At 59.8% G+C, this 13,036-nt stretch carries 13 protein-coding genes and 1 pseudogene; 6 read left to right on the top strand and 8 right to left on the bottom strand.

From position 1 onward, the window contains the following. Both SPH27_RS17745 and SPH27_RS17740 read left to right on the top strand, forming a co-directional pair. Positions 1-1,379: pseudogene (locus SPH27_RS17745) on the top strand (amidohydrolase family protein). Positions 1,380-1,478: 99 nt separating this feature from the next. After that, positions 1,479-2,213, top strand: coding sequence for a class I SAM-dependent methyltransferase (locus SPH27_RS17740; protein WP_048979788.1), 735 nt, complete (start codon positions 1,479-1,481; stop codon positions 2,211-2,213). On the opposite strand, the gene SPH27_RS17735 is transcribed toward SPH27_RS17740, so the two are convergent. After that, positions 2,207-2,809, bottom strand: coding sequence for a short chain dehydrogenase (locus SPH27_RS17735; protein WP_045888791.1), 603 nt, complete (start codon positions 2,807-2,809; stop codon positions 2,207-2,209). The two genes, SPH27_RS17740 and SPH27_RS17735, sit on opposite strands and share 7 nt — an antisense overlap. Positions 2,810-2,906: 97 nt before the next feature. Between SPH27_RS17735 and SPH27_RS17730 the strand changes: the two genes are divergently transcribed. The 3 genes from SPH27_RS17730 (at position 2,907) to SPH27_RS17720 (ending at position 5,599) form a co-directional block, all read left to right on the top strand. Continuing rightward, a complete protein-coding gene (locus tag SPH27_RS17730) occupies positions 2,907-3,794 on the top strand; it encodes a LysR family transcriptional regulator (protein WP_182072767.1) in 888 nt (295 codons plus the stop codon). Positions 3,795-3,814: 20 nt separating this feature from the next. Next, positions 3,815-4,996: a PLP-dependent aminotransferase family protein gene (locus SPH27_RS17725; protein ID WP_048979785.1), complete on the top strand. Its 1,182-nt coding sequence runs from the start codon at positions 3,815-3,817 to the stop codon at positions 4,994-4,996. An 84-nt stretch (positions 4,997-5,080) separates the two neighbouring features. Next, positions 5,081-5,599, top strand: coding sequence for a DUF6622 family protein (locus tag SPH27_RS17720; protein WP_182072765.1), 519 nt, complete (start codon positions 5,081-5,083; stop codon positions 5,597-5,599). 2 nt (positions 5,600-5,601) lie between these two features. Here the strand turns inward: SPH27_RS17720 and SPH27_RS17715 are convergent, their stop codons facing one another. After that, positions 5,602-6,021 carry a nuclear transport factor 2 family protein gene (locus SPH27_RS17715; protein WP_182072763.1) on the bottom strand — a complete coding sequence of 140 codons (420 nt, stop codon included), beginning with the start codon at positions 6,019-6,021 and terminating at the stop codon, positions 5,602-5,604. A 97-nt stretch (positions 6,022-6,118) separates the two neighbouring features. On the opposite strand from SPH27_RS17715, the gene SPH27_RS17710 reads away from it, so the two are divergent. Beyond that, on the top strand, positions 6,119-6,850 hold the full coding sequence (locus SPH27_RS17710) for a helix-turn-helix domain-containing protein (protein ID WP_207167826.1): 732 nt from the start codon (positions 6,119-6,121) through the stop codon (positions 6,848-6,850). Here the strand turns inward: SPH27_RS17710 and nudI are convergent. From nudI to SPH27_RS17680, 6 genes are all read right to left on the bottom strand, one after another. Continuing rightward, the gene (gene nudI / locus SPH27_RS17705) at positions 6,822-7,247 is read right to left on the bottom strand and encodes a nucleoside triphosphatase NudI (RefSeq protein WP_182072759.1); all 426 of its coding nucleotides are present in this window, start codon (positions 7,245-7,247) and stop codon (positions 6,822-6,824) included. The two genes, SPH27_RS17710 and nudI, sit on opposite strands and share 29 nt — an antisense overlap. 44 nt (positions 7,248-7,291) lie before the next feature. Then, positions 7,292-7,639, bottom strand: a complete 348-nt coding sequence (locus SPH27_RS17700; protein WP_182072757.1) for a HigA family addiction module antitoxin — start codon at positions 7,637-7,639, stop codon at positions 7,292-7,294. Positions 7,640-7,649: 10 nt separating this feature from the next. Next, entirely contained in the window at positions 7,650-7,949 is a 300-nt protein-coding gene (locus SPH27_RS17695; RefSeq protein WP_033146338.1) for a type II toxin-antitoxin system RelE/ParE family toxin, read from the bottom strand. A 251-nt stretch (positions 7,950-8,200) separates the two neighbouring features. Further along, on the bottom strand, positions 8,201-9,370 hold the full coding sequence (locus SPH27_RS17690; protein ID WP_086374946.1) for an HlyD family efflux transporter periplasmic adaptor subunit: 1,170 nt from the start codon (positions 9,368-9,370) through the stop codon (positions 8,201-8,203). Between the two features lie 10 nt (positions 9,371-9,380). Continuing rightward, entirely contained in the window at positions 9,381-11,579 is a 2,199-nt protein-coding gene (locus tag SPH27_RS17685; RefSeq protein WP_182072755.1) for a type I secretion system permease/ATPase, read from the bottom strand. Beyond that, the gene (locus SPH27_RS17680; protein WP_039263438.1) at positions 11,576-12,979 is read right to left on the bottom strand and encodes a TolC family outer membrane protein; all 1,404 of its coding nucleotides are present in this window, start codon (positions 12,977-12,979) and stop codon (positions 11,576-11,578) included. Before SPH27_RS17680 ends, SPH27_RS17685 begins: the two co-directional genes overlap by 4 nt. Positions 12,980-13,036: the final 57 nt, after the last annotated feature.

Genomic DNA, 13,036 nt, shown 5'->3' with positions numbered 1-13,036 from the left:
ATGAGTGAAAACAAAAGCCGCCGCGAATTTATCAGCCACAGCGGCAAAATGGTCACCGCCTGCGCGCTGTTTGGCGCCACCGGATCCGTCGCGTATGCTGCTGACTCCGCGAAGCCAACCTGCGAGACGGGCAAACCGATGAGCATCACCGCGAAACATTACTATCTGGACAACGTGCTGCTCGAAGCCGGGTTTAACGTCGACGGCGGCGTGGCGACGAGCACCCGCACCGAGCTGAAAACGCTGGAGATTAAAGACGGGAAGATCGTCGCCCTGCGCGATAACAAGCGCCACGCCGACGCCACGCTGCCGCACTACGATGCGGGCGGCAAGCTGATGCTCCCGGCGATGCGCGACATGCACATTCACCTGGATAAAACCTTTTACGGCGGTCCGTGGCGCTCCCTGAACCGCCCCGCGGGCACGACGATTCAGGACATGATCCGCCTTGAGCAGAAGCTGCTGCCGGAGCTACAGCCCTACACCCAGGAGCGCGCGGAAAAGCTGATCGATCTGATCCAGTCGAAAGGCTCCACCATCGCCCGCAGCCACTGCAATATCGAGCCGACCTCCGGCCTGAAGAATCTGGAAAACCTGCAGGCGGTTTTATCGCGCCGTAAGCCCGGCTTTGACTGCGAAATCGTCGCTTTTCCGCAGCACGGGCTGCTGCTGTCAAACTCAGAAAAACTGATGCGCGAGGCGATGCAGGCCGGGGCGCACTACGTGGGCGGGCTGGATCCTACCAACGTCGACGGCGCGATGGAGAAATCCCTCGACACCATGTTCCAGATTGCGCTGGACTACGACAAAGGGGTGGATATCCACCTGCACGAAACCAGCCCGGCGGGCGTGGCGGCGGTGAACTATATGGTGGAAACCGTGGAGAAAACGCCGGAGCTGAAGGGCAAGCTGACCATCAGCCACGCCTTCGCTCTGGCGACGCTCAACGAGCAGCAGGTAGATGAGATCGCCACCCGCATGGCGGCGCAGCAGGTGACCATCGCCTCCACCGTGCCGATTGGCACCTTGCATATGCCGCTGAAGCAGCTGCGTGAGAAGGGCGTGTTCGTGATGACGGGGACCGACAGCGTGATCGATCACTGGTCGCCGTACGGTCTGGGGGACATGCTGGAGAAAGCGAATCTTTACGCTCAGCTCTACATCCGCCCGAACGAGCAGACGCTCTCCCGCGCGCTCGGTATCGCCACCGGCGACGTGCTGCCGCTGAACGACAAAGGCGAGCGCGTGTGGCCGAAAGCGCAGGACGACGCCAGCTTTGTGCTGGTGGAGCCTCCTGCTCCGCCGAGGCCGTGGCGCGCATTTCACCTCGCACCGCGACGTTCCATAAGGGCAACCTTGTCTGGGGCTCGCTGGGTTGACGTGCATTTCTCCCTCTCCCTGTGGGAGAGGGGGATGAAGGTATCAGGCCGCAGGCAATGCCGTATACTGGCAGGCACATTCTCAAAGAGGAATCTGCCATGGCACAAAATATCTACGACAATCCGGCGTTTTTTGAAGGCTACGCCCGGCTTCCACGCTCGGTGCAGGGTCTGGACGGCGCGCCGGAGTGGCCCGCGCTAAAAAGTATGCTGCCGGATTTAACCGGCAAATCGGTTGTCGATCTCGGCTGCGGCTACGGCTGGTTCTGCCGCGCGGCCCGCGAGCTGGGCGCTGCTGACGTCACGGGGGTCGATATCTCAGAAAAGATGCTCGCCCGCGCGGCGGAGCTTACCGCTGACCCACAGATTCACTATCAGCGTAGCGATCTGGAATCTCTTAAGCTTAACGAGAATAGCCTCGATCTGGTCTACAGCTCGCTGGCGCTGCACTACCTGCCGGAACTGGATACGTTATTCGCCAGGGTTCAGCGCGCGCTCAAGCCCGGCGGCAGCCTGGTGTTCTCAATGGAGCACCCGATCTACACCTGCGCCACCCGTCAGGGCTGGCTGACCGACGATAACGGCGAGCGGTTCTGGGGCGTGAACCATTATCAGGATGAAGGCAAACGCGTCAGCAACTGGCTGGCGGACGGGGTGGTTAAATACCACCGCACGCTCGGCACCACGCTTAACGCGCTGATCGGGGCCGGATTAACGATAAACGACGTCAACGAGTGGGGGCCAGCGCAGGCGCAGATTGACGCCTGGCCCGCGCTGGCCGAAGAGGCGGAGCGCCCGATGCTGGTGCTGATCGCCGCCCGTAAGGCTCAGTAACCCACCCTATACACCCGCCCGCTCTGCACGCCTTCCACGCTGCGGCGATAGGCCTGCGCCACGGTCGCGGCGGGAACGCTCTCAAAGCCCGGGAAGAAGCCGTCGTAGGTTTCGACGGATTCGGTGAGTACCGTCGGGCTAATCAGGTTGATGCGGATCCCGCGCGGCAGCTCGCAGGCTGCGGCGCGGACAAACCCTTCCAGCGCCGCATTCACCGTGGTGGCATTCACGCCCTGGGCAATCGGCTCGTGCGCCACGATGCCGCTTATCAGCGTAATAGAGCCGCCTTCGTTCAGATAATGCTGGCCGGTCAGCGCCAGGCGCACCTGCCCGAGCAGCTTGTCCTGCAGGCCCTGGTTGAAGTCGCTGTCCTTCATGGTCGCGAGCGGGCCAAAGTAAAGGCCACCGCTGGCGGAGACAATCGCATCCACCGGGCCGATTTTCTCAAACAGCGCCTGGACGCTCGCCTGCGAGGTGATATCCACCTGCTCGTCGCCCTGCGTGCGGCCGACGCGGATGACCTCGTGGCGACGACTCAGCTCTTCCGTTACCGCACGACCGACCGTACCGCTGGCACCAATAATGACGATTTTCATAGCTGACTCCTTATGTTGTGAACCCCCATTCTTTAATAAATAAAAATGGAGATAAACTGGGCTAAAGTTAGAAGATTGCTAACCAGGGGTTTGGAATATGGATAAGCTTCGCAGCATGGAGACCTTTATTGCCGTGGTTGAAAGCGGCAGCTTTACCGGCGCGGCGGCACGGCTGGAGATGTCGGCGGTAATGGTGGGGAAATACGTTGCGCTGCTGGAATCACAGCTCGGTACCCGCCTGCTGGAGCGTAACACGCGGCGCCAGAGCCTGACCGACGCCGGGCGGGTCTATTTCGACGAGGCGAAGCGGGTGCTGGAGCAGGTCGCGATCGCCGAAAGCGCCGTGGAGCGCCTGCGCGCCGCGCCGTCCGGCACCCTGCGCGTGACGGCGCCCACCTCGTTTGGCGGCAGCGCGATCGCGCCGATTACGGCCTCTTTTTTACAACGCTACCCGGAGGTGCGCATCGAGCTGGATCTCACCAACCGGATGGTGGATCTGGTGGAGGAGGGTATCGATCTGGCCCTTCGTATTGGCGACATTCACAACGACGATCTGGTGGCGAAATACCTCTGCCCTTACCGGATGGTGATCTGCGCCGCGCCGGACTACCTTGCGCACTACGGTACGCCGCAAACCCCTGCCGATCTGGTGGATCATCTCTGCCTGTCCCACAGCGTGTGGACCGCGCGCAACGAGTGGCGGCTGCCGGGCGTTGAGGGCGAAGTGCGCTGGAAGCGGGACGCGGTCTTAAGATGCAACGACGGCTACGGGCTGCGGATGGCCGCGAGAGCCGGGGCTGGACTGCTGCTGCAGCCGGAGGTTCTGGTGGCGGAAGATCTGGAAAGCGGCAGGCTGGTGCGGGTGCTGGAGGCGTATATTCCGGCGCCGAGACCCGTGCATTTGCTGTGGCGTCAGGATTTACGACCTCTCCCTAAGCTAACGGAATTTATCGCCCATATTCTGCTAAGATTGGGCACACTATAAAAAAAGAAGGTATGCAAAGAATGTCTGTGAATAAACTCGCCAGCAGCGCGCAGGGCCTGCAATCATCTGCCATCCGTGAATTATTAAAACATAGCAAAATGGCCGGCGTCATTTCGCTGGGTGGGGGTATTCCTAACCCGGCCTTGTTCGATCACGAAGGGCTGAAAATTGCCGCTGATGCCGTATTATCACAGCATTTTGGTGAGGCCTTTCAGTACGGTCTGACCGAAGGCGTACCGGGGCTGCGGGAAGAAATTCAGCGCATCTGCGAAGGGCGCGGGATCCGCTGCAAGGCGGATGATGTGGTCGTGACCTCCGGTTCACAGCAGTCCCTCGACGTGCTGGCGCGTGCATTAATTAACCCGGGCGATACCGTTGTGGTTGAGCGTCCAACCTATCTTGCTGCGCTGCAGGTATTTGGCCTGGCGCAGGCGAATTTTGAATCCGTTGGCACCGACGGCGACGGCATGAAGGTCGACGAGCTTGAAGCGCTGGCGGCAAATAAAACCATCAAAGCGGTCTATATTGTTCCGACGTTTGGCAACCCTGGCGGGGTAACCCTTTCTGAGGCGCGTCGCAAACAGCTGGTGGAATTATCGAAGCGCTATGACTTCGTCATTATTGAAGACGATCCGTACAGCGAAATTAATTATACCGATGAAGTTTTCCGCCCGTTAATTGCCCATGCCAAAGATATCGGCAACGAAGAGAACGTGGTGTATACCTCGACTTTCTCCAAAATTCTCGCTCCAGGGACCCGCGTGGGCTGGGTGCTGGTGCCGGAATGGCTGAAGCGCGCAGTAGTCAACCTCAAGCAAACCACCGACCTGCACACCAGCACGCTGTCGCAGCTGATGACGTATGAATACCTGAAAACCGGTCGCCTGCCCGATCAGATTAAAACGATCCGCGAAGCCTATCGCCAGAAATACCAGACGTTCGCAACCGAGCTGGAGGCCGAGCTGGGCGATGTGATGTCGTTCCACAAGCCGAAGGGCGGCATGTTCCTGTGGGCGAATATGAAAAATGGTAGTAATACCACCCGCTGGCTGGAAAAAACGTTAAGTAACGGCGTAGTATTTGTGCCGGGCGAATTTTTCTACTGCAATGAGCCAGACCATTCAACGCTGCGTATGTCGTTTGTCACGCCAACGGATGAAGAGCTGAAGGAAGCGGTTCAACGCCTGAAAAAATCGCTGTAAAAGACCTGCGCATAATGGTTTTCCTGCCGTTATGCGCAATACGCGTTCAGGCGGCACGGGCCGCGATCGTCCATGGAGATCTCCATGTTTGAATTTCTGTTCGGTGTCGTTACGCACACGCCCGCCTGGGTGTGGGTGCTGTTTATCTTCCTTATCTCTCGCGGCATTAAAGCCCGCAGGCCCGCCACCGTCACGCTGGAGAGGCTTGCCATCATTCCGGCAATATTTCTAATCTGGGATATCTACGATCTGGTGGTCTACCGCACCCTGACGCCCGGAACTGTCGCATTGTGGACGGCGGGGATCCTCGCCGGGGCCGCGCTGGGGTATATCCTGATTAAGCAGGCGGTTATCACCCGCGCAGATGCGCCGCGCAGCCTTTACCGCCAGGCAGACTACACCGCGCTGCCGTTTATGATGCTGGCGTTCGGCGTGAAGTATGTGCTGGGCGTGATGAGCGCGGTCTCTCCCCAGACGATGCAGCAGCCCGCCATGAGCGCGCTGGCGATCGTCTCCGGCGGCGTGTTTGCCGGCGTGTTTCTCGGGAAATTTGCGCGTTACGTTGGGGTGTATAACAGTGCCGCACCGCGCCCGGCGGAGTAAGGTTATTCTGTCGCGTGTGCCAGCGTGCGATCTGCAGCATCGCCGCTGAGTGCTCGCGTGACTTCATGGATCCGCCAGATTTTCCCTTCACGCAGCGCGGCAAACAGGTAAACCTCGATCTCTGCCTGACGACCATCAGGATACGTGACCGTCACGATATGCCGGTCAGCCAGAAGTTCGTCATGGCAGGCTATCTCCACCACGGTAAAGGCGATTGCGCGGATCTGTGAGCTTACGTGGCTCAGATGCTGGACAAAACCCCGGTAGTCAAGCGCGTGACCGTCCGCAAACTGCTGGTAATCGGGCGTAAATACCTCTGCCGGATCGATATCGCCGTTGAATAAGCGGGTTAACAGGCAGGCCATCTTTTCGCGCTGCGCGGCGTTGTCGATGTGGGCTATCAGGGACGTGATAATGCTCATGCGGGCTCCTTATGTGGTTGAATCACCATTATCCTTGACAGCCGAAGTCGCAGTTTCTCTAATATGCCGAAGAATAACGATTTTCGGTCAAAATAATATGGTCAGTGTTGAAACGCTCCTTCATCCCGGCGGGTACCGAACGCCCCGGCACAGTCATCGCACCGGCCAGCTGTGGCGCATTGCAACGGGGCTGCTGGTCATTGAGACGCAGCAGACGCGATCGGTCGTACCGGCAAAACACATCGGCTGGATCCCTCCGGATCGGCAGCACGCCGCTTTTTCCGAAAGTGCGGTAGAAGGCTGCGCTATCTTTCTTGACCCCGCCGTGTGCGCAATGCTTCCCGATGCGCCCGCGCTGTTCGAGCCCGACGATCTCACCCATGCACTGTTTTCCCGTTTATGCGATGCAGAGAGCGAGTACGATCCGCGAAAGCTTGCTTTGCTGCTGGATGAGCTTGCCCTGACGCCCCAGGCTCGCTTTTCTCTGCCCGTGCCGACGGATCCGCGTCTGAAGAACGTGGTCAGCCATTTGCTGCAGTTTGTCGATGATAACCAGACGGTCGAGAGCCATGCTATTCATGCTGGGATGAGCGTGCGTACGTTCAACCGTCGGTTTAGCGCCCAGACCGGAATGAATTTTGTTAACTGGCGGCAGCTGGCTCGCGTCATGCGGGCAATGGAGTGGCTGGCGGCGGGGAAGCCGGTAGGGTGGATTGCGCTGTCCTGCGGCTACAGCAGCGTCAGCGCATTTATTGAGGTTTTCAGAGCATGGACAGGTAAAACGCCGGGGCAGTGGGTGATTAAAGAAGGCCCTTTTGGGCGAAGGTAATGCGCGTGGCTGCGTTGAGATCCAGCTCTTTTAACGACTCCGGATTAACCCAGGCGATCTCCTGAAACTCTTCATTAAACGTGACTTCCCGGTTGGCGCTGATGCAGTCGAAGATCAGATAGATCATGTAAATCTCCTCAGGGGTGCCATCGGCGTAGGTTTTCACCCTGATGTCATCGCGAAAAGCCCATGGCGTAACCGAGACAATCTCCAGCGCTTCGCCCAGCTCTTCGCGGATCTCACGGCGCAACGCCTGTTCCATGGTTTCGCCCGGCTCCATTCCACCGCCGGAGAGAGCCCACTGGCCGGGGAACACGCCGCGATCGTCGGCCATTTTACACAGGAGGTAGGCACCGTCATTCTGGATGATGGGGCAGACAATGGTTCGTTGGCGCATGATTTCTTCCTGAAAAAGTATTGATAGGTGAAGTGTTTACCGAATCAGGCTACATCCGGCTGGCCAGATTTTCGCTTAGCCATGACGTCCGCAACGGTCTTTATACGGCTTAGCTCCTCCTGCGTCCTGGGGTTGGATTGCGCTTCCCAGATATCGACGTTCAGCTGTAAGTTAAGCCAAAATTCAATCGTGGTATCAAAGGCTTTTGCCAGTTTGATCGCCATATCGGCAGTCAGCTTGCGATTGTTATTGACCAGCGCGCTGATGGTGTTGCGGTGAACATTGAGCATCTCCGCCAGATCGCTGATTTTCAGATTGAGCGGTTCAAGATACTCATACTGCAACACGTCGCCCGGCGTGGTGGGTATGCGGAGTGCCTGTTGAAGTGTCATAGGTGATGCCTCACTTGTGTTGCGTGTACTTGTGTGGAGAGAGGTAGAGATCTTCTGCTTTACCCTCTGTCCAGCGAAATACGAGCCTGTATTGCCTGTTTACCCGGATTGAGGAATATCCCTTCAGCGGAGGATTCAATGCTTCATACATATTGCCCGGTGGCGATCGCAAATCCCTGTGCGAGGTTGCTGCCCTGATGATATCGAGCTTTCTCGCAAGCGCTGTTTCCAGATTTGCAGGAATAACATTGCTCGATCTGCCGTAAAGAAAAAAATCCTCAAGCCATTGATCCCGAAAATAACTAATCATAATGGTGCTGAGCTCCAGTCCTTGAAGCTGATTGAATAGTAATGCACTCCTGCACAGTGCGCAAGTGCGTTTTTGTCTGCGGTTAATATTACCTTGGCGATGGCTGAAGGGAAGTGGGATGCATGACTAAAGATTAATATTTCGAGGTAGGTTCCAGTTCTGACGTGCGGTTAAATACCCGGCGGCGCTGCGCTTGCAAGGGCCTCCGGGTATGTAGGCCGGGTAAGGCGGAGCCGCCACCCGGCGATTGACTATCGCTCCCTCAGCGCCTCTTTCGCCCGGTTAAACGGCTTGATCAGATAATCCAGCACCGTTTTCTCGCCGGTCTTAATATCTACCGTCGCAATCATCCCCGGCACAATCGAGAAGTGCCTGCCCGCCTTATTCACCAGGTAATCCTGGCTGGTGCGGATAAACACCCGGTAATAGAACACCTCCGGCTTGGCCTCGTCCTGGATGGTGTCCGGAGAGATCGTTTCGACGACCCCGTGCAGGCCGCCGTAAATGGCGTAATCGTAGGCGGTGATTTTAACCAGCGCCTCCTGGTTCGGGTGGATAAAGGCGATATCGCGCGGCGACAGGCGGGTTTCGATCAGCAGGTGATCGTCTACCGGCACAATCTCCATCAGCTCGCCGTTGGGCGGGATCACGCCGCCTATGGTGGTGACCTTGATGTTTTTCACGATCCCGCGCACCGGGGATTTTACCGTCAGACGGGTGACGGAATCCTGGCGGCCTTTGAGGATCGCCGAAACCATATCCACCTCGGCGTTGGCCTTGGATAACGCCTCGCGCGCCTGAACGTAATACTGCGAGCGTACGTCGGTGAGCTTCAGCTCCAGATCGCTTTTTTGCCGCTGCAGGCGCAGCACCTCCACGTGGCTGGCGGCGCCGGTTTTGACCAGCCGCTGGGTGATCGCCAGCTCCTTATTGGCGAGATCTAACGCGGCGCGCAGCTCCCGCTGGGTATCCTCCAGCTGCGCGCGGCGGGAGTTGTAGAGGCGCGTTTCGTCAGCAATCAGATCCGGCCACTTTGCCAGCGAAGGGGGGAACTTCAGCGGGAGATCGTTCACCTCGGCGTACAGGCGGGCGCTGGAGGCCAGTGAAGCCCGGTAGCGCGCCGCGCTTTCGCCGACGTTCGATTCGGAACGCGTCGGATCGAGCCGCGCCAGCACCTGCCCGGCCTGCACCTGATCGCCCTCGTGGACGTTCAGCTCGGTGAGGATCCCGCCGTCGAGAGACTGCAAGACCTGCTCGCGCGAGCTGGGGATCACTTTACCCGAGCCGGTTGATACCTCATCCAGCACGCCAAACCACGCCCAGACGCCCAGCACCACAAACATCAGCAGCGAGAAGATCACGATCCGACGCGCGCCGGTGTAGCCGCTTTCGGAGTCGAGGGCGTTATCCAGATCGTCCATTGCCGCCACGTCACGCTGACTGATTTTCATTTTTCCACTCCCGTCCGGTTGCTGCCTGCTGCTGTTGCTGCTGCATACGGCTGTTGTTCAGCGCCTGGGCCTTTGGTGCGTCCATCACCAGCATCCCCTCTTTCAACACCACGACGCGCTCCACCAGTTCCAGCACCGGCACGCGATGCGTGGCGACAATCAGGGTGCGATGCCCGAGCCAGTCGCCCAGACGCTGGATGAATTCCCGCTCGGTGTGCTCGTCCAGCGAGGCGGTGGGTTCATCCATCAGCACAATATTCGGATCGCGCAGCAGCATTCGCGCCAGCAGAATCGACTGGCGTTGCCCGCCGGATAATCCCACGCCGTTTTCCATGATCGGGTAGTCCAGCCCCTTGGGCAGCTTCTGCACGAAGCCTGCCGCGCCGGTCAGCTCCAGCGCCTCGAAAATCTCTTCGTCGGTGGCGCGCGGCATGCCGAGGGTGATGTTTTCGCGCAGGGTGCCGTAAAACAGACGGGCGTTCTGGGTCATAAAGCCGACGTTGCGCCGGACGTCGGCGACGTCGAGATGCGGCAGGCTGAAGTTATCAAGCCGAAGCTCGCCGGCCGCCAGATCCATTCCGCCCGCCATGGCCTGCAGCAGGGTCGATTTGCCCGCGCCGTTGCGCCCGAGGATCGCCACTTTCTCACCCGGTCTGATCTCCAGCCGGTTAATGCGCAGCGCCATGCGCGGATCGTCCGGCTGATAGCGAAACTGCGCCTGCTCGAAGAGGTAATGACCGCGCAGCACGTCCTGGCGGATCGGCGTCTCCTCGCGCTGGTTTTCGGTGGGAAGCTGCATGATGCTGTCCAGCCCCTCTTTTGCCGCTTTGACCTGCTGCCAGCGCGCCAGCACGCCGCACAGCGTCGCCATCGGGGCGATCATGCGGGAGGCCAGCATCGACGCGGCGACCACCGAACCGGTGGTGAGGGTGCCGTCGATCACCATCGGGGCGCCGACCACAATCACCCCGGCGTAGACCAGGCTCTGAATGGTCATCCCCCAGCTGATCAGGTTCTGCGTCAGCTCGCGGGTGCGCAGGCCGGATTCGGCGGTGATCTGGATATAGCTGTTCCACTGCTGCAAAAAGCGGTTTTCCGCCTGCATCAGCTTGATGTCTTCCAGCCCCTGCACGCTCTCCACCAGCACCGCGTTGCGCAGGGTCGATTCATGGGCCGACTGCTTTGCCAGCTCCGCCAGCTTCTTCTGCAGCAGCAGGCCGGGCAGGACCATGATCACCGCCGCGACCGGGGCGATCCATGCCAGCTGCGGGGCGATGATCGCCAGCACCACCACGAACAGGAGAAAGAAGGGCAGGTCGACAATGGTCGAGATGGTGGACGAGGTCACCATCTCGCGGATCTGCTCCAGCTCGCGCAGCTGAGAGATAAAGCTGCCGGTGGAGCGGGGGATCGCGCTGTTGCGCAGCCGCAGCGCGTGGCCGAAGACGCGATCCGAAACGCGCATGTCCGAGCGCTTGCCGAGCAGATCCATAATGTGCCCGCGCGCCACGCGCAGCACAAAGCCAAACAGGGTGGCAATCAGCACCCCGATGGTCAGGACGTAAAGCGTCGGGTAGGACTGCGCGGGGATCACCCGGTCGTACACCTGCATGGAAAAGACGATCCCGGAGAGCGACAGCACGTTAATAAAGAGGGCGGCCAGCATGACCCAGCTGTAGGGACGCAGGTCGCGCATCACCAGCCGGTAGAGCCAGTCAGGGCGGTATTTTGAGATATAGGCATCCACGCGGCTGTCCTTCAGCGCGGCGAGTGGACGCAGGGCAATGACGTGGCGGATAGCGGGCAGCATCGCCGTCATCGACAGCCGGTTGGTGTAGGTGTCATCGTCGAAAAAGCTGACCTCCAGCGTATCGTCCCCGTCGAAATGCTCGATCACGCCGATCCTGCCGTCATTCATCGCCACCACCACCGGCAGACGCCAGCTGTTGATCGCCTGCCGATCGTCGGTAAGAAGCTGAAACGACATCCCCGCTTCGCGGGCCAGCTGGGTGAGGGCGGGAACCATCGGTTTGCCTTTCAGCCACGGCGCGCCTGCGATCAGCGCGCCGGGGGAGCAGGCGACGCGGTAGCGCGTGGCGACAAAGCCAAAGGCCTGCGCCCACTGCGCCAGCGCCTCATCCGTCATCGTTTCGCCCTGCGGGATTTCGCGTTGCTTCATGGCTGGATCTCCACGGTCTGGATGGTGCGGTTATCAAGATCGAACGCATGACGCAGCTGCCCGGTGTTATACAGGCAGTTGAGCTGCAGCTGGTGCAACTGACCGAGGGTCTGCTGCTGGGTGAAGCGCGCCTGATAGACCTCCTGCTCGGCGTTGAGCACGTCGAGCAGCGGGCGCGAGCCGAGATCGAGATACTGCTGCTGGTACAGTTCGCGGGTGCGGGCGCTGAGGGCTTCCTGGCGGCCCTGGATTTGCAACGTGCTTTGCAGGCTCATCACCTGGCTGCGTGCTTCCAGCAGTTTCTGGCGGACATCAAGGCGCGTACGCTGAACGGTGGACTGCGCCGCCTCCACCGCGTGTCCGGCAGCGTTACGCCGGGCGGTGAGGCCGCCGCCCTGGTAGAGCGGCATCTGCACTTTCACCCATGCGGAATACTGGGTGCGATCCCGGGTTTCGCTCCCCGCATAGCGATCGTTCATGTAGTGACGCACCTCCGGCTCGAGCGAGACGGTGGGCGTCATCTGCGCGTCGGCGTAGTCGAGGTTAGCCTGGGCGACGTTAGCCTGCGCCCAGGCGGCAAGTACCGCGGGCACCAGACGGTCATCCGGCTCGGCAATGTCGCAGCTCCGGCCCAGCTTTTGCGGAAAGTCATTGCTGATTGCGTTCAGGCTGTTCCAGCCGAGAAAGCTCATCAGCGTGGCGCGGGCGCTGTCCAGGCTGGCCTGGTACTGCATCAGCTGGGCGCGGGCGCCTTCGATACGGGCATCGGTCTGCACCACGTCAGAGAGCGACGTGGCCCCTTCGTCGTTACGCTGGCGGGTCAGCGTGCCAATCGAGGAGAGGGCGTCGAGCTGCTCTTTAGCGGTCTCGACCATCTGCTGCCAGGTTTGCACCTGCACCATGGCGATGGCGGTATCGTGGGCGATAGTGTCGATACTCACCAGCACGTTGGCCTGCTGCTGGGCAACGCCCGCGCTCTCGGCCCGCACCTGGCTGTCCACTTTGCCAAAGTCGTAGAGCATCTGTGAGAGAGAGAGCACCAGCGACGGGGTAAAGCCGTTCTGGTCGCCGTCATGGGAATAGCCGTTGTCCACGCCGGCATTAATCTGCGGATAGTATTTTGATTTAGCGACGTCCACCTCTTCGCTCTGCTGGTAGAGTTTCCCCACGGCTTCGCTGATGGCCGGGTGCCAGGTGACGGCGCGGTTGACGGCATCGCCAAGCTGCAGCGAACCGGGGGCGGCTTTGCCAGCCGCAGGTGCGACGCGGCCATTGAGCGAGGGGAGTTCCTGCGTTTCGCGAAGCTGTCCGGTATTGATGATTGCCGCCGGGTTCGCGCAAAGAGCGGGCACAGATATCAGGCAGCACGAGAGCCACCAGTGAGGCATCTTCATTCCCATGTCATGTCCCTATTAAAAAGAGTATGTCTTTATTATTTATGCCCGGGCGCTGTGCGC

This window comes from Enterobacter sp. A103, assembly GCF_034427535.1.
GTDB lineage: Bacteria > Pseudomonadota > Gammaproteobacteria > Enterobacterales > Enterobacteriaceae > Enterobacter > Enterobacter asburiae_B.
Note: the sequence above shows the minus strand (reverse complement) of the source record. Positions and strands in the feature narration are given on the sequence as shown.